This is a genomic window from Sphingomonas sp. BL-S-30, assembly GCF_055521475.1.
The window spans coordinates 4,831,378-4,856,039 of the sequence record NZ_CM145481.1 but is presented as its reverse complement, the minus strand read 5'-3'; the positions used below and the strand labels follow the sequence as shown (position 1 = coordinate 4,856,039).

Below are 24,662 nucleotides of genomic sequence, written 5' to 3'. Positions count from 1 at the left end.
GAATTTCGACCACCCTAACGCACGAGGCGATGTCCGTCATTCCCGAGCGGGCGCAAATAAACTAAGGGTCGTCGCTCCTCCAACCGGAAGTGAGCCATGTCCGACGATTTCTACCGCATCAAGCGCCTGCCCCCCTATGTCATCGCCGAAGTGAATGCGATGCGGGCGGAAGCGCGCGCGGCAGGCGAGGACATCATCGACCTGGGCATGGGCAATCCGGACCTGCCACCGCCGCCGCACGTCATCGACAAATTGTGCGAAGTGGCGCGCAAGCCCGATGCGCATGGCTATTCGGCGTCGAAGGGCATCCCCGGGCTGCGCAAGGCCCAGGCCGGCTATTACCAGCGGCGTTTCGGCGTCGAGCTCAATCCCGATACCGAAGTGGTGGTCACGCTCGGCTCCAAGGAGGGCCTGGCCAATCTCGCCCAGGCGATCACCGCGCCGGGCGACGTCGTGCTCGCGCCGAACCCGAGCTATCCGATCCACACCTTCGGCTTCATCATCGCAGGTGCCACGATCCGCAGCGTGCCGACCACGCCCGACGAGCAGTATTTCGAGGCGCTGGAGCGGGCCATGGCCTTTACCGTGCCGCGTCCGAGCGTGTTGGTGATGGGCTATCCGTCCAACCCGACCGCCGAAGTGGTCGACCTGGCGTTCTACGAGCGGGTCGTGGCGTTCGCGAAGGAGCACAAGCTCTGGGTACTGTCCGACCTCGCTTATTCCGAGCTCTATTATGACGGCAAGCCGACACCCTCGATCCTGCAGGTGCCGGGCGCGAAGGACGTCGCGGTCGAGTTCACCTCGCTGTCCAAGACCTATTCCATGGCCGGCTGGCGGATCGGCTTCGCGGTGGGCAATCCGCAGCTCATCTCGGCGCTGACGCGGGTGAAATCCTATCTCGATTACGGCGCCTTCACCCCGATCCAGGCCGCCGCGGTGGCCGCGATCAACGGGCCGCAGGATATCGTCGAGCAGAATCGCCAGCTCTATCAGCGCCGCCGCGACGTGCTGATCGAGAGCTTCGGCCGCGCCGGCTGGGACATTCCGGCGCCCCGCGCCTCGATGTTCGCCTGGGCGCCGCTGCCGCCGGCACTGGCGCATCTCGGCAGCCTGGAATTCTCCAAGCAGCTGCTCACCCATGCCAAGGTCGCGGTCGCGCCGGGCGTCGGGTACGGCGAGAATGGCGAAGGCTATGTGCGCATCGCGATGGTGGAGAATGAGCAGCGGCTGCGCCAGGCGGCGCGCAACGTGAAGCGCTATCTCCAGAGCATGGGCGTGAACACGCCGGCGCGCACCGGCTGACCGCCGGCGAGCAGGGCGGGGGAGCGGGGCCGGGGGCGATCGGATTGACGGCGGGGCCGGCGCGGGCCATCGCCGCCGCATGACTCGCCCCGGCTTCGCCTTCTCCACCCGCCTCAAGGTCCGCTATGCCGAGATCGACGGGCAGAAAGTGGTCTTCAACTCGCGCTATCTGGAATATGCCGATGTCGCGGCAACCGAATTCTGGGACTGGACCGGGATCAGCGACACGCTGGGGGCCGCCTGGACCGAGACCGAATTCCATGTCCGCCGCACCGAGATCGATTATCTGAAGCCGTTCGTGTTCGGCGATTCACTCGACGCCTTCGTACGGATCGAGCGGATCGGCACGTCGAGCATGACTCAGCGGTTCGAGCTGTGCCATGCGGTGACGGGCGATCTGCACACGGTGATCGACATGGTCGTCGTCAATGTGCACCTGCCGACCGGCAAACCGGTCGCGATCGGCGCCCCAATCCGGGCGTTCCTGGAAGGGTTGCGGCAGGAGTAGGAACATGTTCCGTTCGGGCTGAGCTTGTCGAAGCCCTGCCCTTTCTCTGAAACGAAGAAGTGCAGCCCTTCGACAAGCTCGGGGCGAACGGGTGGTTTAAGTCCCCGCCCCCTATTCCGCCGCGCGCATCTCGGGTTCGTGCACGACATCCTCGGCGAGTGCCCAGAGCAGGTCCTGCTTGGTCAGCACCCGCCCGTCCCAGGCGCGCACCTCGATCGGGCCGATCGGGCGCATGTCGCGCGCGTCGACCAGCACCGGGGTGGCGGGCATGCCGGTCTCCCAGCGTTCGCCCCATTGCCGGAGCGCGATCATCGTCGGCAGCAGCGCCGCGCCCTTCTCGGTCAGGCGATATTCGATCTTGCGTCGATCCTCGGGCATCGCCTCGCGCGTCAGGATGCCATGCTCGACCAGCCGGGCGAGCCGGTTGGCGAGGATGTTGCGCGCGATGCCGAGTTCCGACTGGAACTCCTCGAAATGATGGAGGCCGTTGAAGGCGGCGCGCAGGATCATGAAGCTCCAGCGTTCGCCCATGGCCTCGAGCGCGGCAGGCAGGCTGCAAACGCTCAGTACTTCACGGATTTTACCGCCCATCTCGTTCCTCTCGACCCATGGAGCCTAACCCAAATCGCTCGTCATGGAAATGACATATAAGTTTTCAGTTGCAACTTACTACCTAATGCAGTAGGTAGTGATTCGCAACTGGATTCAAGGAGGACTAACAATGACCCGCATTCTTTCAATCGCTGCCGCGCTCGCCGGTTCCGTCATGGCGCTGTCGCCGACCGTCGGCATCGCGCAGGGCCCGGGCGGCTATTACACCGCGACCCCGGTCGCGCAGCCGGCCAAGACCAGCTTCATTACCAACAATGTGATGTGGAAATGGCGCGACACCAATTTCACCGCGAACAAGACCAGCGCGCGCGACAACATCGTCTGCCAGATGATCGTGCAGCGCGCCGGCGCGCTGAGCGAGTTCACCGCCGGCGGCCAGGCGTTCGACGCCGAGGCGCTCGCCAAGTGCAACGCCCGCGCGAAGTGATATCCCCTCGGCCGCGGCAATCGTACTGCCGCGGCCAGCTTTTTGTTGCAAAGCAACAGTTCGCGGCCCCATCTTAAGGCGTGCTGCGCCAATATGAACTTGTAGACCGGGTCCTCGACTATGACCCGCAAGCCGACGAGGCGCTGCTGAATCGCGCCTATGTCTTCTCGGTCAACGCGCACGGCACGCAGAAGCGCGCCTCGGGCGACCCCTATTTCAGCCATCCGATCGAGGTGGCCGGCATCCTGACCGAGCTGCATCTCGACGACGAGACGATCGCGACCGCGATCCTGCACGACACGGTCGAAGATACCGTCGCGACGATCGAGGAGATCGAACGGCTGTTCGGCCCCGCGGTCGCGCGGCTGGTCGACGGTGTCACCAAGCTGTCGAAGATCGAGGCGCAGACCGAGAATGAGCGCGCCGCGGAGAATCTGCGCAAATTCCTGCTCGCCATGTCGGACGATATCCGCGTGCTGCTGGTCAAGCTAGCCGACCGGCTGCACAATATGCGGACGCTCCACTACATCCCCAACCCCGACAAGCGCCGCCGCATCGCGCGCGAGACGATGGACATCTACGCCCCGCTCGCCGAGCGGATCGGCATGTACGAGTTCATGAAGGAGATGCAGACGCTCGCCTTCAAGGAGCTCGAGCCGGAAGCCTATGAATCGATCACCAAAAGGCTGACCCGGCTCAAGGAAGGCGGCGGTGACCGGATCGCCAAGATCGGATCGGGGCTGAAACTGCTGCTGTCCCGCCACGGCATCGACGCCGACGTCTCGGGCCGCGAGAAACACCCCTATTCGATCTGGAAGAAGATGGCCGAGCGGCACATCAGCTTCGAGCAGCTTTCCGACATCATGGCGTTCCGCGCAATCGTGCCGACCGAGGAGGCCTGTTACCAGGCGCTGGGCGTGATCCATCGCCGCTGGCCGATGGTGCCGGGGCGGTTCAAGGACTATATCTCGACCCCCAAGCGCAATGGCTATCGCTCGCTCCACACCAGCGTGATCCATGCCGACAATACCCGGGTCGAAGTGCAGATCCGCACCGAGGAGATGCATGAGGAGGCCGAGCTCGGCCTCGCCGCGCACTGGGCGTACAAACAGGACAAGGTACGCCCCGAGACTCAGGTGAGCTGGATCCGCGACCTGGTCGAGATTCTCGACAATGCCGAGAGCCCGGAAGAGCTGCTCGAGCATACGCGCATGGCGATGTACCAGGACCGGATCTTCGCCTTCACCCCCAAGGGCGAGCTGCACCAGCTGCCCAAGGGCGCGACGCCGATCGACTTCGCCTATGCCGTGCATACCGATCTGGGCGACCAGGCGGTCGGCGCGAAGATCAACGGGCGCGTGGTGCCGCTCAAGACCAGCATCGAGAATGGCGACCAGGTGCAGATCCTGCGCTCCAAGGCGCAGGAGCCCCAGGCCAACTGGCTGAGCTTCGCCATCACCGGCAAGGCCCGCGCCGCGATCCGTCGCCATTTGCGGTACAAGGAGCGCGAGGAGACTCAGGCGCTCGGCCGCAAAATCTATGACGAGATCCTGTCGCACCTGCCCGCGCCGCTGGCGGCAGGGGCGATCGGCGCGGCGCTGAAGCGGTTGAAGCTGCCCGACGAAGCCGCGCTGCTGGAGGCGATCGCACGCCGCCGCATCACCGACCCCGAAGTGATGGAGGCGCTGATGCCCGGCTCCGGCGGCACCGCGACAGCACGGGCGACGCCGATCCAGACCAGCGCGATCTCGATCAAGGGACTGACCCCGGGCGTCGCGTTCGACCTGGCCGAATGCTGCCACCCGGTGCCGGGCGACCGGATCGTCGGGCTGCGCCGCCCGAACGAGGGCATCGAGATTCATGTGATCAACTGCCCGCGGCTCGCCGACAGCGACGATGCCGACTGGGTCGATATCGCCTGGGGCGACAAGACCGAGGGCGCGACCGCGCGCATCTCGGTCGAGGTGAAGAACGAGCCCGGCGCGCTGGGCGTGATCGCGACGATCATCGGCGCGCAAAAGGCCAATATCGTCAACATGCGGCTCGACAATCGCGACACCGGATTCCACACCAACACGATCGATGTGGAGGTGCACGACCTGCATCACCTGACCCGGCTGATCGCAGCGCTGCGCGCGGCCGACGCGGTGAACATGGTGGAGCGGGTCTGACGATCGGCGACGCGCGCTTGGACGATCAAGTCCAGATATTTATGTTATATTTTAATGTCTTGAATTACGCCAGGACGTAACGACCAGCAGTCGCGAAAGCGGTGGGGATCGGAGCAGCGTGCCGTCAGGCCCCTCATCGCCACCAGTCTGTCGGTGCGACCGGAACAGCGACATCGAGCTGGCCGAGACGAACCAGCGGTATGCGGCGCTCCTCGCCTGGCAGCGCCAGCGTGACGGCGAAGCGGAGGACGGCCGGATCGTCCTGCGGCGGGGTGGCGGCATGCCAGTCAAGCAGCGCGTCGGTCACTTTCCGGCGGAATGCGTCGACCGGGACTGAGCCTTCCGACACGTCCGGGGACAATGCGAGGACGGCGTCCGCCAGGCATATCGGAACGCCGACGTCCGCCTGACTGTCGCCGATGCCCAGCGAGACCCGCCAGGACGCTTCGATGTCGATATGGATATCGCGAAGCGCGGGGCCCGTCGGCACCGGCTCGGGCAGCAAGGACGCGAACAGATCGCCCATCGCCTCCGACAGCGTCGCCGCCCCCGCTCCGATCCGGAAAGGATGCGATGGCAGATCGGCCAACGGAACCAGGGGTTCCAGCCCTTTCACCAGCGGCGTCGTGTGGATGAACGCCGGATCGACCAGGGTGCCGTCGGGCGAGTCGGGCGGCGCCAGATTGGCGTTGCGCCGCGCTTGAGCCGCGACATCGACCTTTCGCGCCTGGATCATGGGCGGCATGGCCCAGGTGAAGGTCAGCGGTCCGCCCGCAGGATGAGCGGCTAAGGCCCGATAGCTGTCGCAGGCCTGGCCGGGCCCGGCCGGCGCGACGAAGCCGGTGATCGCCGGCCATGGCGGCATCCCGTCGTCGCCGGGAAAGCGCGTGACGCGAAGGTCCGGCAGCGTCCGGAAATCGACGGCGTAGCGCCAGATGGCCGCGCCAGCGGATGCCGTGTCGACATCCGCGCGCTCGATCGGCAAGTCCCGCGCGCGCCAGTCCGGCCATGTCGAAACTACATCGCCGATCAGCGCGTCCCATCGTTCCAGCGCGGCGCGCGCCACGGTCGCGCTGCCGCCCGCCAATGCCGCCGCGAGCTGCGGTGCGATCTGCGGCCACTCGACGATTGTCCGGGCCAGCGCGTCGAACAGGGTCGTGGCCGCGGCCGCCCGGGGCATTATCGCCCCGATAGCCGGCCCCGTCGCCGGATCGACCGGAGACGGATCATTCATGATGAGAGACAGTAGCATCTCGTCCTGGGCGGCCTGCGAGGTTTCGATCGTGACCACGCAGTCCCATAAAAGTGCCGCCGCGATCGACACCGGCGCCGGCGCGGTGACGGCGCCCATGGCGCGGATCGAGGGCGGTCGCGGCCCGAACGGCAATGGGGCGCCGTTTCCATGCGGGGCATAGGCAGTGCCGAGACGGTCGAGCAGGGCCTGGCGGAAGAGCGCGCGCGCCTCTTCCATCGCGGGCACCTGACCGGGGACGACAAGGACGGGGAGCAGAGTCGATGCGAGGATGTCGGCGAGCTGTTGCTTGTGCCCGGCGAGCGAGGCCGCGCGATCGGGATCGAGCGCGACGATCGCCGCGCGCATGCCCGGCGCGAACAACCCGTCGACGGCGTCGAGGAAGATGGCGGCCCAGGCCGTCATGTCGATATCGGTAAAGGCATGCACGCGACCGGGCAGGAGGATATCGCTGTCGTCGCCGACCCAATCGTCCCCATAGCTGCGCACCGCCACGCTTCCCGACAACAAGCGCGTCGAAACCGGTGCCGGCGCAAAGCCCCCGGGTTGCGTCGCGCCGGGCGCGCCTTCATCCGATCGAGACATCATGATCCCCAGTTCGACGGCCAAGATTTATCGCATGTTTCCCGACCGCAGCCGCATGCTCATGGGCCCGAGCACAGTGTGATCATCCCACGGCCCGTGCAAGGGATATGGCGCCCCGGAGGCTGATCCTCAGGCCTCGTTCCAGGACAGCGGTTCGTCGAGCGTGGCGATCAGTTTTTCCGGAATGGGCGCGGCGCCACCGTCGCGGCCAGCGCGCCGTCAAGAGCCTGTCGCTCCTGACCCAGGCGAGCGACACCCCGCCGAACTGATTGCCCCGAAGATGCGATAGGCGGAGCCGTCCGCATCCTCGCCCACATGGAAGCCGACATGCGCGACGGGCCGGGCAATGCTCCCCCTTCCCCATTCCGGAAGGGCGGCGATCCGGCTCCCGCTTGATCCAGCGCAATCTTCCGATGACGGGGGGATGACTTGCCGTTAAACAGCGCGCCCATGCATCGTCCCGCTCTTTCCGTCGTCGTCCCCTGCTATAACGAGGCAGCCTGTCTCGACGCCCTGCACGCCCGCGTTTCCGCCGCCGCGCGCGCGGCCGTGGGCGAGAATTTCGAGATCCTGTTCGTCAATGACGGTTCGCGCGATGAAAGCTGGCAGGTGATGCAGCGGATCGCCGCCGCCGATCCGCGCCTCGTCGCGATCAACCTGTCGCGCAACCATGGCCATCAGCTCGCGCTGACCGCCGGCCTCGATCTCTGCGCCGGCGAGCAGATCCTGATCATCGACGCCGACCTGCAAGATCCGCCCGAGCTGCTCACCGACATGCGCAAGGCGATGACGGAGCAACAGGCCGACGTGGTCTATGCCGTGCGCCGCAAGCGCGAGGGCGAGAGCATCTTCAAGAAAGCGACCGCCGCGATCTTCTACCGCATGCTCGACCGCATCACCGACACGCCGATCCCGCTCGACACCGGCGATTTCCGGCTGATGAGCCGGCGGGCGCTCGACGCCTTCCTGTCGCTGCCCGAACAGGCGCGGTTCATCCGCGGCATGGTCGCGTGGATCGGCTTCCGCCAGATCCCGTTCGTCTATGACCGGGCCGAGCGCCATGCCGGCGAAACCAAATATCCGCTCGGCAAGATGGTCCGCTTCGCGCTCGACGCGGTGACCGGCTTCTCGACGGCCCCGTTGCGCTTCGCGAGCCATGTCGGGCTGGCGCTGACCGGCGCCTCGCTGCTGCTGTTCGTCTATATCGCGATCGGTTTCTTCACCGGCAGCGCCGTGCAGGGCTGGACCTCGACCATGCTGGTGGTGGTGCTGCTCGGCGCGGTGCAGATGTTCGTGCTTGGCATGATCGGCGAATATCTCGGCCGGCTCTATGTCGAATCGAAGCGGCGGCCATTGTATCTGGTCGCCGACATCGCCGGCCCGGTGCAGGGGCGGGCGACGCTCGGGTACCGGGCGGAGGTGGCTGCGCCAGCCGGGCGACCCGATGTCGCCGAGGGCCCGCCGAAGGGCGAGTAAGGCCGGATCGACACGGTCAGACCAAAACACTTCTTCGTCATGCCGGACTTGTTCCGGCATCCATCGTTCCGCAAGCGCCGCAGTCGTTGCGTGTGCGGAGCGACGGACCCCGGAACAAGTCCGGGGTGACGATCAGGGGATGGTCGCCGGAGCGCCTATTTCGCCGGCGACGCCAGGGTGATGATCGAGACGCCCGGTGACAGCGGCACGCGGCCGACGAGGTGGCGTTCGAAGCGGAAGATCTTTTCGAACAGGGTGTTGACGATCTTTGGCGGCGGCGAATCGTCGCTGTCATCCTTGCCGGTCAGCCGGCCGGCCAGCCGTGCCGCTGCGGCGAGCGGGAAGAGCAGCGAGTTGAAATAGCCGAGCTTGCGGGGCTCGAGCCCCGCCGCGCGGATGACCCTGACCAGCCCCGCCTTGGAATAGCGGCGATGATGATGGTTCACCACGTCGTGCGCGCTCCACATCCATTGATGCGCCGGCACCGTGATCAGGATCTTGCCGCCCGGCTTCAGACATTCGGCCATGGCCTTCAGCGCGCCGACATCGTCCTCGATATGCTCGACCACGTCGAGCACCGCGATCAGGTCATAGGCGCCGCGCTCCACGCCGGTCAGCGCCGGGAGCGGCGCCGCGCCGACCTCGCGGCCGAGCCGGGCGCTCGCGATCTCGCGCGCGGCGGGATCGATCTCGATCGCGTCGATGCGGCCGAAGGCGGCGAGCATCGGCAAATTGTGGCCGGTGCCGCAACCGATCTCCAGGATGCGGGCATTGGCAGGCAGATGGCCCTCGCGCGCCAGATACTCGGCCAGGATGTCGCGGCGCGCCCGGTACCACCAATGCGTGGAATCGTGCGCCGCCATGCGGTCATAGACGATTCTGTCCATATCAGCCGAACACCCACCAGCGATTGAGCGCAAAGGTCGCGAGCGGAATCACGAAGACCACGGGGATCAGCGGCACCCAGACCGGTTGATGCAGCAGGCCAGTGATCAGCCAAGTGAGCAGCGCGTTCAGCACCAGGCCGAAACCCTGCACCGCGACGAACTTCGCATGCTGGCGCCCGCTCGAATCGCGCGTGCCGTGCCCCTTGAAGCTCCAGGCGCTATGCAGGAAGAAACCCGCCGTCACCGCGACGGCGAAAGCGAAGGGGACCGCATAGACCGCCTGTCGCGCGGGGAATACCCAATGCGTCAGCGGCAGATAGACCGCCGAATAGATGACGGTCGAAATGCCCCCGGCAATGCCGAAGCGAATGAGCTGGCCGAGCATGCCGCTCGTCCGCCAGGTCTCGATCTGTCTGATAATCGCCGTCACGCGTACCTTGCCCTTTACGCGCGCCGCACTAGAGCGCGAACGTGACCGAGGGAAGCCCTTTGCAAAACACGACCGATCGTCCTCTTGTCCGCGAGCTGGACAGATATTGGCTGCGGCTGACCCTGATCGCCTGGCTGGCGGTCGGCATCTGGTTCATGATCGACCGGTGGAACGCGATCCACTGGCTGTCGCTGGGCGACACCGACGACAATATGCGGCTCGCCCAGGTGCGCGCGCTGATGAATGGCCAGGGCTGGTACGATCTGCGCCAGTACAAGCTCAATCCGCCGGGCGGGTTCGACATTCACTGGAGCCGGATCGTCGACCTGCCGATCGCCGCGCTGATCCTGCTGTTCAAGCCGTTCGTCGGCGTGGCGGAGGCGGAAAAGCTGGCCTGCGGCATCGCGCCGATCCTGCCACTGTCGATCGCGATGATCGGCATCGCCGCCACCGTGCGCCGGCTGGTCGGCGGGATTTCCTGGCCGCTCGCGCTGGTATTCCTGGTGGCGGGTTGCACCTCGACCATCCTGATGTTCATGCCCGACCGGATCGATCACCATGGCTGGCAGCTCGCCATGCTGAGCCTGACCGTCGCCGGCCTTGCCGACCGCATGGGCGCGCGCGGCGGGGCGATGGTGGGTGTCGCCAGCGCGGTCTCGCTGACCATCGGGCTCGAGCTGCTGCCCTATGCGGCGATGGCCGGGGCGATCATCGCGCTGCGCTGGATCCAGGACCGCGGCGACGTGCAGCGCATGACGGTCTATGCGCTGACGCTCGGCGGCGGCTCCGCGCTCGGCTATGCGCTGTTCGGCTCCTACGCAAACGAAGTGCTGCGCTGCGATGCGCTCACGCCGGTCTGGCTCAGCGTGATGGTCGCGGCGGGGGCGTTGCTGTTCGTGCTTGGCCGGATCAACCCCGAACAGCGCATGGCCCGGCTGTCGCTCGCCGTGGTGGCGGGCCTGATCATCGCCATCGGCTTCGCCCTGGTCTTCCCGCAATGCCTGGGGCGGCCCGAACAGGTCTCGCCTGAGCTTGCCCGCAACTGGCTGGACAATGTCCGCGAGGCCCGGCCGATCTACAAGCACGCTTTCCGCACCGCCTTCCCGATCGTGACCTTGCCGGTGATCGGCATCATCGGCGCCTGCATCGCCACCTGGCGCGCGCGCGGCACGCCCCGGTTCAACGGCTGGATGCCGGTGCTGCTGTTCTGCAGCTTTGCCGCGCTGATGCTGTTGTGGCAGGCGCGCGCCGGGCCGGCCGCGCAGCTGCTGGCAGTGCCGGGCGCGACCGCGCTTGCCTGGATCATCCTGCCCTGGTGCCTGGGCCATCGCTCCGTCCTGGTGCGTGTACTTGGCACCGTCACCGGGCTGCTGGCGGTGTCCGGCCTGTTTTCCGGCCTCGTCATCAAATATTTCAGGATCGATCCACCAAGCGCGCGGGTGCAGATCGTCAACAATGCCAGCGGCCGCTGCCCGACCATCCCGGCGCTCGCCCCGCTCGACAAGCTGCCGGCGCAGACGATCTTCACCTTTGTCGATCTCGGTCCGCGGCTGATCACCATCACGCACCACAGCGCGATCGCCGGCCCTTATCACCGCAATGGCGACGCGATCCTCGACGTGCAGCACGCCTTCAAGGGCACGCCGGAGAATTTCCGCGCGATCGCGAAGCGGCACGGCGCCAGCTTGCTGCTGATCTGCCCCAACATGGCGGAATCGACGATCTATCGCTCGCGCGCGCCGGGCGGCTTCTACGACCAGCTGGCGCATAACAAGGTGCCCGCCTGGCTCGAGCAGCTGCCGCTGCCGAAGAAATCGCCGCTGCGCCTGTTCCGGATCCATTATGAGGATGGGGCTGAACGCCCCGACTAGCCCCATTTCGGTTCGTGTCGAGCGACGTCGAGACACATTGGCTGGCGGTATCGCATGCCAGGTTTCTCGACTGCGCTCGAAACGAACGGTGAAGGGTACAACCGCCTGAGCGAAGCGGTTCTACAACAGGCTGATCCGTACCCCGTCGATCACGAACTGCACGGCGAGCGCCGCGAGGAGCACGCCGAGCAGCCGAGTGATCACCGCCTCGATCTTGACGCCGAGCACGCGCATGATCGGCCCCGCCGCGAGCAGGGCGAGCAAGGTCAGCGCCAGGATCGTCGCCAGCGCGGCGAGCACGACGAGGGTGCGCTCGATCCCGTCATTGCGGCTCATCAGCAGCATGACCGAGGCGATCGAGCCGGGGCCGGCGATCATCGGCATGGCCATGGGGAAGATTGAGACGTCCTCGACCTCGGGCGTCTCGGCGACCTTCGCCGCTCGGTCCTCGCGCCGCTGCGTGCGTTTCTCGAACACCATCTCGAGCGCGATCAGGAACAGCATGATGCCGCCCGCGATGCGGAAGCTCGCCAGGCTGATGCCGAGCGCGCGCAGCAGATCCTCGCCGAACAGCGCGAAGACGAACAGGATCGCCGAGGCGACCAGAACCGAGCGGACCGCCATGGCGCGGCGATGCGCCGGCGACGCGCCCTTGGTCAGGCCGGCATAGATCGGCGCGCAGCCCGGCGGATCGATCACCACGAAGAAGGTGATCAGCGAGGAGACGTAGAGCGCGATCAGGCCTGACGTGCTCACTGCGCCGCGATCCGGTCGGTCATGACCGGTTTCATGACGCGCCCGTCCCACAGCCAGACGTCGAAGCTGCGCGCGCCATCCGGGGCGACGTGCCAGCGCCAGGCGAGCGTGCGGTCTTCCGACTGGCCCTCGGCGGTCTCACCGTCGCGGTAGCGCACCGCGGCGACGGTGGAAGGGCTGCCCTTGCACGAGCCGCGGCGAATCTTCGGCGCGTCGCCGGCGGGGCGCGGTTTGGCGAGGCCATCGCCGCCGTCCATCGTCCATTTCCAGCCGCCATCGGCCTGACGCTGCCAGACGGTCGAAAAATAGCCGAACGCGTCGCCCTTCGGCCTGATCCACGGGCCGGTATTGACCGCCAGCGCGCCGTCGCACGAGACATAGCTGTCAGCCGCCCACCACATCAACGCGGCCGGCGGATCCTTGCGGTCCCTGAGAAAGTCCTGCGTCTTCACCGGCTGGGGCGCAAACATCACCGCATCCTCGGTCGCGTAGCGGCGGAACGCGGTCCATTGCCCCTCGGCCTGGGCGGCGTTGGCAAAGGCGCGCTCGGCCTGCGCCGCGGTCTGCGGCACCGCCGCGGCGAGGAGCAGGACGATCACAGCGCGTCCTTGTCGTAGGGCACCTTCATGCGGCGATGCGCCGAGACCAGCGTGTTACGCAGCAGCACCGCGATCGTCATCGGCCCGACCCCGCCGGGCACCGGGGTGATCGCGCCGGCGACGCTGGCGGCACCGGCGAAATCGACATCGCCGACCAGCCCATCCTCGGTCCGGTTGATGCCGACATCGATCACGGTCGCGCCGGGCTTGATCCATTCGCCGCGGATCATCTCGGGCCGGCCGACCGCCGCCACGACGATATCGGCGCGGCGCACCACGCTCGACAGGTCCTTCGTCCTGGAATGCGCGATGGTGACGGTGCAGCTTTCCTTGAGGAGGAGCTGCGCCATCGGCTTGCCGACGATGTTGGAGCGGCCGATCACCACCGCGTCGAGCCCGCCGAGATCGCCCAGCCGGTCCTTGAGCAGCATGATGCAACCGAGCGGAGTGCAGGGCACGAAGCCGTAAAGGCCGGTCGCGAGCCGGCCGGCATTGACCGGGTGGAATCCGTCGACATCCTTGTCCGGGTCGATCCGGGTGGTGACGACCCGCTCGTCGATATGCGCCGGCAAGGGCAGCTGGACGAGGATACCGTCGACATTCGCATCGGCATTGAGCCGGTCGACCAGCGCGACCAGTTCGTCCTGCGGGACATCGGCGGGTAGGCGATATTCGAAACCCGCCATGCCGGCGTCCTTCACCGCCCGGCCCTTAGAGCGGACATAGACGGCGGAGGCCGGATCGTCGCCGACCAGCACCACCGCGAGCCCGGGCGGGCGGCCGGCGGCGGCGACAAACGCCGTCACCTGCTCGGCGATGCGACCGCGCAGGGCCAGGGCAAAGGCTTTTCCGTCGATGATGTCAGCGCTCATGGCGCCGCCTCATAAAGACTGGCGGCGATTTTCGCCAGCAGCGCAGGCTCGCCCGCGATGGCAAGCCGCTTCAGCCGCGCAGTCTCTCCGGCGACCAGGCTGACGTCGCGTTTCGGCACGCCGAACGCCCTGGCGACAAGGGCGACCAGCGCCGCATTGGCCGCGCCCTCGACCGGCGGCGCGTTCAGCCGCGCCGCGAAATGATCGTCGGTTCCAGCCGCGAGAATGTCGCGGGAGGACCTGGGCGTGACACGAACCGCAATCGCGATGCCGTCCGGCCGGAGCGCCCAGGCGGGCATGGTTCAGACGACCGGCGCCGCGACGAGTTGGGCATAGATGGCCGGCACGATGATGTTGGACAGGATGTAGAGGATGAGCAGGACCACGAGCGGCGACAGGTCCAGCGCACCGAAATCGGGCAGAATCCGCCGGATCGGGCGATAGAAGGGCTCGGTGATTTTCCGCAGCGCTTCCCAGATTTGACGGACCGTGTCGTTATGGGTGTTGATCACGTTGAAGGCGATCAGCCAGGACAGGATCGCCTGGATCAGGATGATCCAGGTGGCGACGTTGAGAAGCACCTGAACGATCTGAAGAAGGACGAGCAAAAGGGCCAAGGCGGGTCTCCGGGTCGAGTGGAAGCCAAGCCTAGCGAAACGCGGTCGTTTCGAACAGGCCGTTCAGCGCCGAACCAGCGTGCCCGCACCGCGCCGGGTGAAGATTTCCAGCAGCATCGCATGCGGCACCCGGCCGTCGAGGATGACCGCGGCGTCGACCCCGCCCTCGACCGCGGCGACGCAGGTCTCGAGCTTCGGAATCATGCCCCCGCTGATCGTGCCGTCGGCACGCAGCGCAGCGATGGCGTCGGGATTCAGGTCCGTCATCAGCTCGCCCGACTTGTCGAGCACGCCGACCACGTCCGTCAGCATGAACAGGCGCTGCGCGCCCAGTGCCGAGGCGATCGCGCCGGCCATGGTATCGGCATTGATATTATAGGTCTGGCCGTCCGCCCCTTGCGCGATCGGCGCGACCACCGGGATGATGCCGGCGGTCGACAGGGTGTCGATGATCCGCCGGTCGACGCCGACCGGTTCGCCGACGAATCCGAGATCGACATGGCGCTCGATGCCCTGCAGCCGGTCGGGGGTGTTGCGGCCGACCTTCTCGGCGGTGACGAAACCGCCATCCTTGCCGGAGATGCCGACCGCGCGGCCGCCGGCCTGGCCGATCCAGCCGACGATTTCCTTGTTGATCGATCCGGCCAGGACCATCTCGGCGATCCGCGCAGTCTCCGCATCGGTGACGCGAAGCCCGTCGACGAAGCGCGATTCGACGCCCAGCCGCTTCAGCATCGCGCCGATCTGCGGCCCGCCGCCATGGACGACCACCGGGTTGATCCCGACCGCCTTCATCAGCACCACATCCTCGGCGAAATCGCGCGCCGCCTCGGGATCGCCCATGGCGTGGCCGCCATATTTCACGACGAAGGTCGCGCCGGCATAGCGCTGCATATAGGGCAGCGCCTCGACGAGCGTTTCGGCCTTGGCGAGCAGGGCGGGATCGGGGGAGTGATCGGTCATGCGGGCCCCATAACCGGAACGTCAGCTTGGTGAAAGCTACTACCCCTCTCCCTTCGGGGAGAGGCAAGCTGAGCAGCAGCGAGAAGGAGAGGGCTCGGTCGGAACGGGCCATGGGACCAAAGCCGGCCGTTCCGACCGAGCCCTCCCCTCGCCGGCTTCGCCGTGCGTCCCCTCCCCTACGGGAGGGGTTTAAGAGCGCGCTGCGTCCAGGCGGCGGCCGAGCCAGACGAAGAAGGTGATCAGGAACGGCACCAGCACGATCGACAGCACGACCTTGGCGAGCATCTGGCCGCCCATCAGGCCGAGGATCGGGCGTTCGCCGTAGAAGGATATCGAGATGAACAGCACGGTATCGACCACCTGGCTGACGATGCTGGCGATCATGCCGCGGAGCCAGAGCAGCTTGCCGGTGCCCTCCCGCAGCTTCGAGAAGATGAAGATGTTGAGCGTCTGCGAGATGCCGTAGGAGATCAGCCCCGCGATCATCATCCGCGCGCTTTGCCCCACCACGATCGGAAAGGCCTCGATCGCCGGCGGGTACATGCCCGGATCGGTCGGCAACGCCAGCACGACCTGAATCAGCGCCGCCGAGACGATCAGCGGCACGAAGCCGAAGCGGACCAGCATGTCGCCCGCCTTGCGGCCGTGCAGTTCGGTCACCGCGCTGCCCATTACGACCAGCAACAGGAAGCCGAAGATCCCGGCCTCGACCGCGAGCGGACCGAGCTGAACCTGTTTGACCCCGAGCACGCCCGCGATGCAGACCATGCCGCCATAGAAGATCGAATAGACGAAGAGCGAACGCGGGATCGCGGGAGGGGTCTGAGTCATCGCCGGGACGCTACCGCCTTTTACGCGCACGTCAAACCGCCACTAGCCCAATCGCGTCCGGCCTGTATGGTGGGTTCCCGCGCCGTCCCCCCGGGACTGCGTTGTCTTATTCGCAGGCGGGCGCCCTTCATGAACAGTTTTCCGATCGGTATCATCGGCATCGCCGTCATCCTGGCCCTGGCCTTCCTGCTGTCGACCAACCGGCGCGCGATCCGGCTGCGCGTCGTCGGCGCGGCCTTCGCGCTACAGGCCGGCGTCGCCGTGCTGGTGCTCTATGTGCCCGCCGGCAAGGCCGCCATCCTGGGCCTGTCGCACGGCGTCGCGGCGATGCTCGGCTATGCCGGAGAGGGTACCAAGGTCATCTTCGGCCCGCTCGCCACCGATCCGCGCTTCGGCACGTCGTTCGCCATCTCGGCGCTGCCGGTCGTGATCTTCTTCGCCGCTTTGGTCTCCGTCCTCTATCATCTCGGCATCATGCAGGTGATCGTGCGCTGGATCGGCGGCGCGATCGAATGGATGACGGGCGTCTCCAAGGTCGAATCGCTCTGCGCCGCCGCCAACATCTTCGTCGGCCAGAGCGAAGCCCCGCTGGTGATCCGACCCTATCTCGCGTCGCTTACGCCGCAGCAGCTGTTCGCGGTAATGACGGTCGGCATGGCCGGCGTCGCGGGCACGATCCTGGCCGCCTATGCCGCGTTGCTCGGGCCCGCGTCCCTCCCCTATCTGCTCGCCGCCTCCTTCATGTCCGCGCCGGGCGGCCTGCTGATGGCCAAGATCATCATGCCCGACGATCCCCATGTCGTCGAAGACGAACTGCCGCTCGGTGACGATATCGAGGCGCAGGTGATCCGCGTCGCCGAGGCCGCGATCGAGGAGGAACGAGCCGCCAACATCATCATGGCCGCCGCGATGGGGGCGCAGACCGGCGTGAAGATCGCGGTCGCGGTCGCGGCGATGGTGCTGGCCTTCGTTTCGCTGGTCGCGCTCGCCAACGGATTGCTCGGCGAGGTCGGCAGCTGGTTCGGCTATCCGACTCTGAGCTTCCAGGCGATTCTCGGTACGATCCTGTCGCCGGTCGCCTTCCTGCTCAGCATTCCGTGGAGCGAGGCGGGCACCGCGGGCGGTCTGCTCGGCACCAAGGTCGTGCTCAACGAGTTTGTCGCCTTTGCCGATCTCAGCCAGATCAAGACATTGTCGCCCCGCAGCACGGCGATCGTGACCTTCGCGCTGTGCGGTTTCGCCAATTTCAGCTCGATCGCGATTCAGATGGCCTCCGCCGGCAGCCTCGCCCCCAACCAGCGCTCGATGATCGCCAAGCTCGGCATCCGCGCGCTGGTCGCGGGTAGCCTGGCGAACCTGATGAGCGCCGCGCTGGCGGGCATGCTGATCAGCTAGGCGCGGGACTCACGCCCGGCGGCGGCAATACGCTCGCACCGGTCGGCATAGCGGTGGTGCAGCCATTGCACGGTTTTCGACAGGACGAAGATCAGGACGAGGCCGGCCGCCAGCATGGGCAGCAAGCGCCCGGCGGACAGGGCATCGCCGAACAGCCGCTCGATCCCATGGCCGAAACCATAGCCGATGCCAGTGAACAGGGCCGCCCAGATCGCCGCGGCGAGCGCGTTGAGCGGCAGGAAGGTGCGCGTGCGGAGATGCGAGGTGCCGATCGCGATCGGGCTGATGGTGCGCAGGCCGTAGAGAAAGCGGAAGCCCATCACGAACAGCACGGGATGCCGTTCCAGGGTGACCAGCGCCTTGGCGAAGCCGGGCTTCGCGGCCAGGCGCCTGACGCGCGGATGATCGCGGAAATAGCGGCCCGAGGCGAAGAACAGCTGGTCGGCGACGAACGACCCGGACGCAGCGGCAAACCACACTGCCCATAAGGGCAGCAAATGACGGTGCGCCAGCACCCCGCCGGCGACCACGCAGGTTTCTCCCTCGATCCCCGCGCCGAGGAAGATCGCGGCGAAACCATAGTCGGCGATGAGGGACTCGATCGTCATCCCGCCGATTCATGGCGGATCGCAGACGACCTGGCCAGCCCGGCGTCAGGCGCCGGGCTGCACCAGGCGAAGGTCGAGATCGGACAGTGGCGTGCCGGTCGCGCGATCGACCACGACCGCCTCGACCGACGCACCGCTGCCCTTTTCGACCAGGTGCGAGACGGGTGCGTCGCCAAAGTGGCGCGCGCCCCAGGCGCCGAAGGCGAACAGCACGGGGAGGAAATCGCGGCCGGTATCGGTCAGCAGATATTCGTCGCGCGGCGGATGTTGGCTGTAGCGATGGCGCTCGAGCAGTCCGCCTTCGACCAGCGCGCTCAGGCGGCGCGTCAGGATGTTCGGCGCGATACCCAGATTCTTCTGGAACTGGTCGAAACGCGTCGCGCCGCCGCCAGCGTCGCGCAGGATCAGCATGCTCCACGCATCGCCGACATGGCAGAGGCCACGAGCGACCGGGCAGGGTCCGTTCGAATATTTTTCGGTGTCCATTGCACAATGATAGTCACGTTCCTATCATTATGCAAGTCACCGGCACTACCCCTCTTTCAGGCGCCGGCGGAGCAAGGAGACACACCATGACGACTTCGACCTTGGGCACTGCCCTCATCACCGGCGCATCGACTGGCCTTGGCGCGGTCTATGCCGACCGCCTCGCCCGCCGCGGCTACGACCTGATCCTCGTCGCGCGCGACGCCGGGCGGATGGAGACGCTGGCCGCCAAGCTGGCCGCCGAGACCGGCCGTTCGATCGACGTGCTGCCCGCCGACCTGACCGACCGCGCCGATGTGGCGAAGGTCGAGGATCGCCTGACCTCCGACGCCGCGATCACGCTGCTGGTCAACAATGCCGGCATGTCGCTCAATGGCGGCCTGCTCGACAGCGAGGTCGCCCAGGTCGAGAAGCTGATCGCGCTCAACATCACCGCGCCGACCCTGCTCGCCGGTGCCGCCGGCAAGGCCTTCGCCGCGCGCAAGAGCGGTGGGATCATCAACATTGCCTCAGTGCTGGCGCTGCTCCCGGAGATGTTCGACGGCGTCTATAGCGGCTCCAAGGCCTATGTGCTGAACCTCAGCAAGTCGCTGGCCAAGCAGCTCGAGCCGCAGGGCGTGCGCGTCCAGGCGGTGCTGCCCGGCGCGACGCGCACCGAGATCTGGGAGCGCTCCGGCAAGGACGTCGACAGCTTCCCGGTCGAATGGGTGATGGAAGCGGGCGACTTGGTCGATGCCTCGCTGCTCGGCTTCGATCGCGGCGAGACGATCACCATTCCGCCGCTTACCGATGACGGCCAGTGGGACGCCTATGAGGCTGCGCGTCTGGCGATGGACGGCAAGCTTTCCAACCGCGAGGTTGCGCCGCGCTATCGTGAGGCCGTTGCGGCCTGAGCCGCGTGAGCGGGCGTGGCGCCATCAAGGGATATGGCGCCGCGCCCGCAAGCTTCTCAGAACCGGTCGGAAACAAGCCCGTCGACGGTCCGGTCCTTCAGCCAGCGGCTGCCGAAGCTGCGGAAATTGGTGACCCGGTCGAGCACGAAGCTCTCCCCCCTGGGCACGCGCAGGCGGAAGAAATCCGCCTCCGTCACATCGTTGAGATAGAAGGCCGCGCGGGGATCAGATTTCTCGACCGCAATCTCGACATTGCTCATCTCGATATTGCGCACGTCGCGGATGAAGAATCCGGTCGCGGGCACATCGCCGAACATGTTGGGTTCGGGATAAGCGAGCTCGTTGAGCGGCGGGCGCAGCGCTGCCATTGCCTCGGGCGCCCCCCCAATCTGGTGGAGGAAGACGTCGCTGATCTTCACGTCCTCGATCGGATGGCCGGGAATGCCGGCCAGGATCGAAGGCAGCCAGCCCGCGCCCGAGCTGACGATATTGCTGATCAGCACCCGCTTGAGCGTGCCGATCGGCGTACCCTTGGGCCCGCGCATGCGCCGGCCCAGCCGCATGAAGATCGGCGAGCTAAAGCTGCCGCGCATCGTGACGTTGGTGACCGTCACATCCTCGAAATTGGCGCCGTCGACGGTTTCCAGCGCGAGGCCCTGGCTGTCGTCGAACACGCAATTGCTGATGGTGATCTTTTTGAAACCGCCATTCGATTCAGTGCCGAACTTGATCCGGCCATGCACCGTATTGGCGAAGGACGCCGGCATCTTCTTCCAGGTGCCGTCGATTACCGAGCCGATCACGTAATTGCCCGTGACCAGGCAATTGGCGATCATCAGATCCTCGGTATCGCGGCGATAGCCGAGCGCGAAGCTGCTCTTGGGGCAGATCGCATCGTCCCAGGGCGAGTTGATCGTGCAGTTGGTGATGCGCACGCCGCGGCAGCAATCGATATCGAAACCGTCGCGGTTGGTGTCGACCAGCAGATTGTCGATCGTCAGATTGTCGACACCGGTCGCGAGCAGCGCGAACCAGCCGCCCTCGAGTATCTGGAAATCGCGCAGCAGCACGTTGCGGCACAGCTTCAGCGCGATCGCCTTGTTGCCGGTGCCGGGGCCGTTGGGGTCGCTGAGATACTTGTCCTTGCCGTCGCCGCGGCCAAGGCCCTTGCCCCAGATCAAGCCCGATCCGGTGATGGCGATATCGTGCAGACCCTCGCCCCAGATCAGGCTGTTGCGCCAATGGCCATGACCGAAATCCTGATAGGCGCCGTGATCGCCGATCGGCTCGGCATGGTCATAGCCGCCGCTGCCGGTCGTCGGCGCGGGCGCGGCGAGGATCGTCGCGCCCTGATCGAGATGGAGCGTGATCCGGCTCTTCAGGCGGATGGTGAAACAGGCGTAGGTGCCGGCCGGGAAAAACACCGTGCCCCCGCCGCGCGCCGCGGCGAAATCGATCGCCTTGTTGATCGCGATCGAATCGATCGTCGTGCCGTCACCCTTCGCGCCGAACTGGCGGACATCGACCCAGCCGCTCGTCCCGGCGAGGGGCAGCGCGCCCTGGCGTTCAGCGGCGAGCGCGGGGCTGGCGCCAGCCGCCGCGGTCAGGGCGGCCGAGCCGCCCAGGATCATCGAACGGCGATCGAGCGTCATCGAGCTTCCTCATGGTGGGGACGGAAAAGGGCAGCCGCCGGGGCGGCTGCCCCGCCCTATCAGAACTTCACCGTCGCGCCGATGAAGAGCTCGGTGCCGATCACGTCATAGGTCGCGGCGAAGGTATTCGCGCCGGGGCCCTGGGTCGAGACGGGAGGCTGCTTGCCGAACACATTGTTCGCGCCGCCGAAGAAGGTCAGGTTCTTCAGCACATCGAGGTTGAACGAGACGTCGAAATAATTCTGCGCCCCCAGCTTCGGATAGGCGAAGCTGCTCAGTGCCGGTGCGTTGGCGGCACCCGAGCGCAACGGCAGCAGGTAGCGGTCGGTCGTGACCGAACCGATATAGCGATGCCGGACGCTGAGGCTCAGCTTGTCCAGGTTCCAAGTCACCCGCGACGAGCCCCGCCAGGTCGGCAGCGGCTGGCCGCAGGTGGTGCCGAACGCGCCGGCGCAATGGTTCTGGATGTTCGGGAAGGCCGCAACCGGAGTCGAGGTGAAATCGTTGAGCCAGGTATAGTTGGTGCTGAAATCGAACGAGCTCGTCTCGCTCAGCCCCGGGAAACCGAAGCCGACATTGAGATGATAGCGCGCGGCGAAATCGATGCCCGAGGTCTTGAGCGAGCCGGTATTGGCGTTGCGGATCTGCGCGACATAGGGATCGTTGATTGCGCCCGAGTTCGGATCGCGCTTGATCGCCTGGCAATATTCGCTGTTCGCGTCCTGGATCACGTTGAAGCAAAGGTTCAGCGTGTTGGCGAGGCCGCCGCCGAGCGGCGAGATCGCGCCATCAAGCGTGATGTTGAAATAATCGATGCTGAGATAGAGCCCCTTGATGAAGCTGGGGGTCAGGACGACGCCCGCGGTGAAGGTATCCGACTTCTCCTCGCCGACATTCGGATTGCCGCCGAAATCGGCCGGGATGATGCTGTTCGGCTGGACACCGGCGGTGAACACCGCCGCCGCGGGCACGCCGTTCGCGACGCAGACCGCGCGGACCGCCGCCGTCTGCTGCGCCACCGGCACGCGATCCGAGCAAGGATCGGTCGCCGTGCCGACGACGCGGCTGGTGCCGCCGAACAGCTCGTTGACGTTCGGCGCACGGATCGCGCGCTGATATTGACCGCGGAACGCGATGTCCCGGTTCACGCGCCAGTCGAGCCCGCCGAGATAGGTCCAGACGCCGCCGATGCCCTTCAGGCTGTAATCGGAATAGCGGAAGGCGGCATTGGCGGTCAGGTTCTGGATGAACGGCGTGTTGTGAATCAGCGGTACGCGGATTTCGCCGAAGACTTCCTTCGCCGACACCTTGCCGCTGGTCGGCAGGCCGGGGTTGAACCCGGCGACGTCACCGGAGGAGAGGAAGGAATCCGGATTGAACTTCGCGCTCGATTCGCGCCACTCGACGCCGGTCGAGAAGCCGACCGGACCCGCCGGCAGCGAGAAGAGATTGCCGGTGAGGTTGGCGGAGGCGACCTGCAGTTCCGCTGTGGTCGAATTGGTCGCGCTGATCGAGATGGCGCTGGCGCAGGCGGCCGTGATGTTCTGCCCGAAGATGTTGCAGACCGGCGCCGCGCCGCCGACCGAGAGCAGTGACGCCTGCAGGCGGCTGCGCGAGATGGCGTTGCGCAGGAGGGTCGTCTCCTCCGTGCGGGCATAGGTGTAATAGACGTCGTAGGAGAGGTCGGTCAGGAAGCTGTCCGACGCGCTGCCCAGATCGCCACGGAAGCCCCAGGCGCCGCGGAAGGTGTTGCGGCGGGCATCGGCCTGACGGCGGCCGACTTCGAGATAGCGGCGCCCGGCGGTGACGACGGCGAGTCCGTCGCCGGCGACCGTGGTCCGCGAGGCGGAACCGCTGGTCACCGTCGTCGTACCGGTCTCGGCTAGATCGAGCTGGCGGAACACTTCGCGCAGCTGCGGCGTCAGATAGGGATTGTTGGTGTTGAACAGGGTCGGCACGCCGACATTGCTCGGCGCCAGCTGCGCGCTCACCAGATTGTTGGAGTAATGCAGCTCCATATAGCCGGTGATGTTGTCGCTGAAGTCGTAATGACCGAAGCTGTTGATCATCCAGCGTTCCTGCGGGATGATCAGGTAATTGTCGGGGCCGAGATTGAAATCGTCCTGCGGAGTCAGCGCCGGGCGCGCCGTCGTGCCTTCATTGTTGAAGGTGAAGCCGCGCGAGCCAAGGCCGCCAAGGCCCGCCGCGGTATAGGCGGCCTGAAGAGCCGGGCTGGCCGCACCGAAGGTCGGCAGGCCCGAGAAACGGCCATTGGGAATGTCGCCGCTGCCGCCGGCGATGAAGCCGAGCTGACCACCGGCCGAGGTGCAGGTCTGGCCGCCCGGGATCGCGAAAGGCGTGCCGGCGTGATTGGCGTTGCCGGTGCCGGGCACGATGCAGCCGTCGGACAGCGAATCATAGGCGAAGTCGCCGCGCTCGCCGCGAGTGATCGCGCCGCGCTTCAGATAGTTGCCTGACACGACCAGATTGCCGCGGCCTTCGGAGAAATTGCCGCCGAGCGTGACGTCGAACGTATAGGTCGGCGTGCTGGTCGGCGCGGCATAGTTCAGCTGCGCCTTGGCCTCCACGCCTTCGAAATCGTCGCGCATGATGAAGTTGACGACACCGGTGATCGCATCCGACCCATAGACCGCGGACGACCCGCCGGTGACGACTTCAGTCCGCGCGATCAGCGAGGTCGGGATAGTGTTGAGATCGGTGACCTGATCCGGGCCGTAGATCGCGAAGCGGCGGCCGTTGACCAGCACCAGGTTGCGGGTCGCGCCGAAGCCGCGAAGGTTGACGTCGGCGGTGCCGCCCGGAACGGTGTTCGAGGTGGCGCCGCCATTTTGCGACCCGACGAACTGCGGCGAATCGCTCAGTAGCTTCTCGATATTGACCGTGCCGGCAAGCTTGACGTCCTCGGCATTGATCACGCTGACCGGCGTCGAGGCGTCGAACTCGGCGCGCTTGATGCGCGATCCGGTGACGGTGATTTCCTGCTCCTGCCCGACCGTGGCTTCATCGGCCGGAACGGCGGGCGCCGCGCTCTGGTCGATGACCGGCTGCGCCGTTTGCGCCGAGGCGATCGAGGCAAAGCTCAGGCCGGCGGCGACGAGCGCCGATCCGCACAGGAAGCGCGCGCGGCGGCTGATGATCTGGGTATCTTTCATAGGTTCCATCCCCTCTTGCGGCCTCCCCAAGGGAAGCGCTTGTTTGTCCCGGTCCGCTTGCGCGGTCCTGCCGTTCGCCGATTACCGGTCTTGTTTGTCCGTTCGATCCGCGATGCCGTTCTGCCGAGTCCCGAACCCCGAAGCTGACCCCCAAGGTAGCGCTACCATTTTCGAACGTCATTATTTCTCATATTGTGGGATTGAATATTACAGAATGAGAAGTGGGGCGTCAATCGCAATTCGCGATCCTGTGGGACGCGTGTTCAAAGTTTGGAATTGCGTGTCCCGCAAGACAC

At 66.3% G+C, this 24,662-nt stretch carries 23 protein-coding genes; 8 read left to right on the top strand and 15 right to left on the bottom strand.

Annotated elements, in window-relative coordinates; all coding sequences use genetic code 11:
- Window positions 1-96 precede the first annotated feature (96 nt).
- Both ACZ1I5_RS22805 and ACZ1I5_RS22800 read left to right on the top strand, forming a co-directional pair.
- The gene (locus tag ACZ1I5_RS22805) at window positions 97-1,302 is read left to right on the top strand and encodes an LL-diaminopimelate aminotransferase (RefSeq protein WP_465171509.1); all 1,206 of its coding nucleotides are present in this window, start codon (window positions 97-99) and stop codon (window positions 1,300-1,302) included.
- Between the two features lie 79 nt (window positions 1,303-1,381).
- Window positions 1,382-1,810: an acyl-CoA thioesterase gene (locus ACZ1I5_RS22800; RefSeq protein WP_465171508.1), complete on the top strand. Its 429-nt coding sequence runs from the start codon at window positions 1,382-1,384 to the stop codon at window positions 1,808-1,810.
- Between the two features lie 111 nt (window positions 1,811-1,921).
- On the opposite strand, the gene ACZ1I5_RS22795 is transcribed toward ACZ1I5_RS22800, so the two are convergent.
- Window positions 1,922-2,401 carry a winged helix-turn-helix transcriptional regulator gene (locus ACZ1I5_RS22795; protein ID WP_465171507.1) on the bottom strand — a complete coding sequence of 160 codons (480 nt, stop codon included), beginning with the start codon at window positions 2,399-2,401 and terminating at the stop codon, window positions 1,922-1,924.
- A 130-nt stretch (window positions 2,402-2,531) separates the two neighbouring features.
- On the opposite strand from ACZ1I5_RS22795, the gene ACZ1I5_RS22790 reads away from it, so the two are divergent.
- Together ACZ1I5_RS22790 and ACZ1I5_RS22785 are read left to right on the top strand one after the other, a co-directional pair.
- On the top strand, window positions 2,532-2,849 hold the full coding sequence (locus ACZ1I5_RS22790) for a CC_3452 family protein (protein ID WP_465171506.1): 318 nt from the start codon (window positions 2,532-2,534) through the stop codon (window positions 2,847-2,849).
- 80 nt (window positions 2,850-2,929) lie between these two features.
- Window positions 2,930-5,020: a RelA/SpoT family protein gene (locus ACZ1I5_RS22785; RefSeq protein ID WP_465171505.1), complete on the top strand. Its 2,091-nt coding sequence runs from the start codon at window positions 2,930-2,932 to the stop codon at window positions 5,018-5,020.
- Window positions 5,021-5,153: 133 nt separating this feature from the next.
- Here ACZ1I5_RS22785 and ACZ1I5_RS22780 read toward each other — a convergent pair whose 3' ends face one another.
- Window positions 5,154-6,860, bottom strand: coding sequence for a hypothetical protein (locus tag ACZ1I5_RS22780; protein WP_465171504.1), 1,707 nt, complete (start codon window positions 6,858-6,860; stop codon window positions 5,154-5,156).
- A gap of 447 nt (window positions 6,861-7,307) precedes the next feature.
- Between ACZ1I5_RS22780 and ACZ1I5_RS22775 the strand changes: the two genes are divergently transcribed.
- Window positions 7,308-8,333 carry a glycosyltransferase family 2 protein gene (locus ACZ1I5_RS22775; RefSeq protein ID WP_465171503.1) on the top strand — a complete coding sequence of 342 codons (1,026 nt, stop codon included), beginning with the start codon at window positions 7,308-7,310 and terminating at the stop codon, window positions 8,331-8,333.
- A gap of 155 nt (window positions 8,334-8,488) precedes the next feature.
- On the opposite strand, the gene ACZ1I5_RS22770 is transcribed toward ACZ1I5_RS22775, so the two are convergent.
- Window positions 8,489-9,220, bottom strand: a complete 732-nt coding sequence (locus tag ACZ1I5_RS22770; RefSeq protein WP_465171502.1) for a class I SAM-dependent methyltransferase — start codon at window positions 9,218-9,220, stop codon at window positions 8,489-8,491.
- 1 nt (window position 9,221) lies between these two features.
- The gene (locus ACZ1I5_RS22765; RefSeq protein ID WP_465174029.1) at window positions 9,222-9,605 is read right to left on the bottom strand and encodes a GtrA family protein; all 384 of its coding nucleotides are present in this window, start codon (window positions 9,603-9,605) and stop codon (window positions 9,222-9,224) included.
- Window positions 9,606-9,709: 104 nt separating this feature from the next.
- On the opposite strand from ACZ1I5_RS22765, the gene ACZ1I5_RS22760 reads away from it, so the two are divergent.
- Window positions 9,710-11,521, top strand: coding sequence for an AcrB/AcrD/AcrF family protein (locus ACZ1I5_RS22760; RefSeq protein WP_465171501.1), 1,812 nt, complete (start codon window positions 9,710-9,712; stop codon window positions 11,519-11,521).
- Between the two features lie 120 nt (window positions 11,522-11,641).
- Here ACZ1I5_RS22760 and ACZ1I5_RS22755 read toward each other — a convergent pair whose 3' ends face one another.
- The 7 genes from ACZ1I5_RS22755 to ACZ1I5_RS22725 form a co-directional block, all read right to left on the bottom strand.
- Complete coding sequence (locus ACZ1I5_RS22755; RefSeq protein WP_465174028.1) at window positions 11,642-12,262, bottom strand: MarC family protein; 621 nt, start codon at window positions 12,260-12,262, stop codon at window positions 11,642-11,644.
- 11 nt (window positions 12,263-12,273) lie between these two features.
- Window positions 12,274-12,876 (bottom strand): Cif family virulence factor, encoded by a 603-nt coding sequence (locus ACZ1I5_RS22750; protein WP_465171500.1) that lies wholly within the window; start codon window positions 12,874-12,876, stop codon window positions 12,274-12,276.
- Window positions 12,873-13,748 (bottom strand): bifunctional methylenetetrahydrofolate dehydrogenase/methenyltetrahydrofolate cyclohydrolase FolD, encoded by an 876-nt coding sequence (folD, locus tag ACZ1I5_RS22745; protein WP_465171499.1) that lies wholly within the window; start codon window positions 13,746-13,748, stop codon window positions 12,873-12,875. Before folD ends, ACZ1I5_RS22750 begins: the two co-directional genes overlap by 4 nt.
- A complete protein-coding gene (locus ACZ1I5_RS22740; RefSeq protein WP_465171498.1) occupies window positions 13,745-14,047 on the bottom strand; it encodes a DUF167 domain-containing protein in 303 nt (100 codons plus the stop codon). Before ACZ1I5_RS22740 ends, folD begins: the two co-directional genes overlap by 4 nt.
- 3 nt (window positions 14,048-14,050) lie before the next feature.
- Window positions 14,051-14,356: a YggT family protein gene (locus ACZ1I5_RS22735; protein WP_465174027.1), complete on the bottom strand. Its 306-nt coding sequence runs from the start codon at window positions 14,354-14,356 to the stop codon at window positions 14,051-14,053.
- Between the two features lie 72 nt (window positions 14,357-14,428).
- Window positions 14,429-15,328 carry an acetylglutamate kinase gene (argB, locus tag ACZ1I5_RS22730; RefSeq protein WP_465171497.1) on the bottom strand — a complete coding sequence of 300 codons (900 nt, stop codon included), beginning with the start codon at window positions 15,326-15,328 and terminating at the stop codon, window positions 14,429-14,431.
- 189 nt (window positions 15,329-15,517) lie between these two features.
- Window positions 15,518-16,159 carry a queuosine precursor transporter gene (locus ACZ1I5_RS22725; RefSeq protein ID WP_465171496.1) on the bottom strand — a complete coding sequence of 214 codons (642 nt, stop codon included), beginning with the start codon at window positions 16,157-16,159 and terminating at the stop codon, window positions 15,518-15,520.
- A 129-nt stretch (window positions 16,160-16,288) separates the two neighbouring features.
- Between ACZ1I5_RS22725 and ACZ1I5_RS22720 the strand changes: the two genes are divergently transcribed.
- Entirely contained in the window at window positions 16,289-17,554 is a 1,266-nt protein-coding gene (locus ACZ1I5_RS22720) for a NupC/NupG family nucleoside CNT transporter (RefSeq protein ID WP_465171495.1), read from the top strand.
- Here the strand turns inward: ACZ1I5_RS22720 and ACZ1I5_RS22715 are convergent.
- Both ACZ1I5_RS22715 and ACZ1I5_RS22710 read right to left on the bottom strand, forming a co-directional pair.
- Window positions 17,551-18,162 (bottom strand): DedA family protein, encoded by a 612-nt coding sequence (locus ACZ1I5_RS22715; RefSeq protein WP_465171494.1) that lies wholly within the window; start codon window positions 18,160-18,162, stop codon window positions 17,551-17,553. The genes ACZ1I5_RS22720 and ACZ1I5_RS22715 overlap by 4 nt on opposite strands.
- A 45-nt stretch (window positions 18,163-18,207) precedes the next feature.
- Window positions 18,208-18,648 carry a winged helix-turn-helix transcriptional regulator gene (locus ACZ1I5_RS22710; protein WP_465171493.1) on the bottom strand — a complete coding sequence of 147 codons (441 nt, stop codon included), beginning with the start codon at window positions 18,646-18,648 and terminating at the stop codon, window positions 18,208-18,210.
- 86 nt (window positions 18,649-18,734) lie between these two features.
- Between ACZ1I5_RS22710 and ACZ1I5_RS22705 the strand changes: the two genes are divergently transcribed.
- Window positions 18,735-19,541 (top strand): SDR family NAD(P)-dependent oxidoreductase, encoded by an 807-nt coding sequence (locus ACZ1I5_RS22705; RefSeq protein ID WP_465171492.1) that lies wholly within the window; start codon window positions 18,735-18,737, stop codon window positions 19,539-19,541.
- Window positions 19,542-19,597: 56 nt separating this feature from the next.
- On the opposite strand, the gene ACZ1I5_RS22700 is transcribed toward ACZ1I5_RS22705, so the two are convergent.
- Together ACZ1I5_RS22700 and ACZ1I5_RS22695 are read right to left on the bottom strand one after the other, a co-directional pair.
- Complete coding sequence (locus tag ACZ1I5_RS22700; protein ID WP_465171491.1) at window positions 19,598-21,193, bottom strand: rhamnogalacturonidase; 1,596 nt, start codon at window positions 21,191-21,193, stop codon at window positions 19,598-19,600.
- A gap of 59 nt (window positions 21,194-21,252) precedes the next feature.
- Window positions 21,253-24,366 (bottom strand): TonB-dependent receptor domain-containing protein, encoded by a 3,114-nt coding sequence (locus tag ACZ1I5_RS22695; RefSeq protein ID WP_465171490.1) that lies wholly within the window; start codon window positions 24,364-24,366, stop codon window positions 21,253-21,255.
- Between the last annotated feature and the right edge of the window lie 296 nt (window positions 24,367-24,662).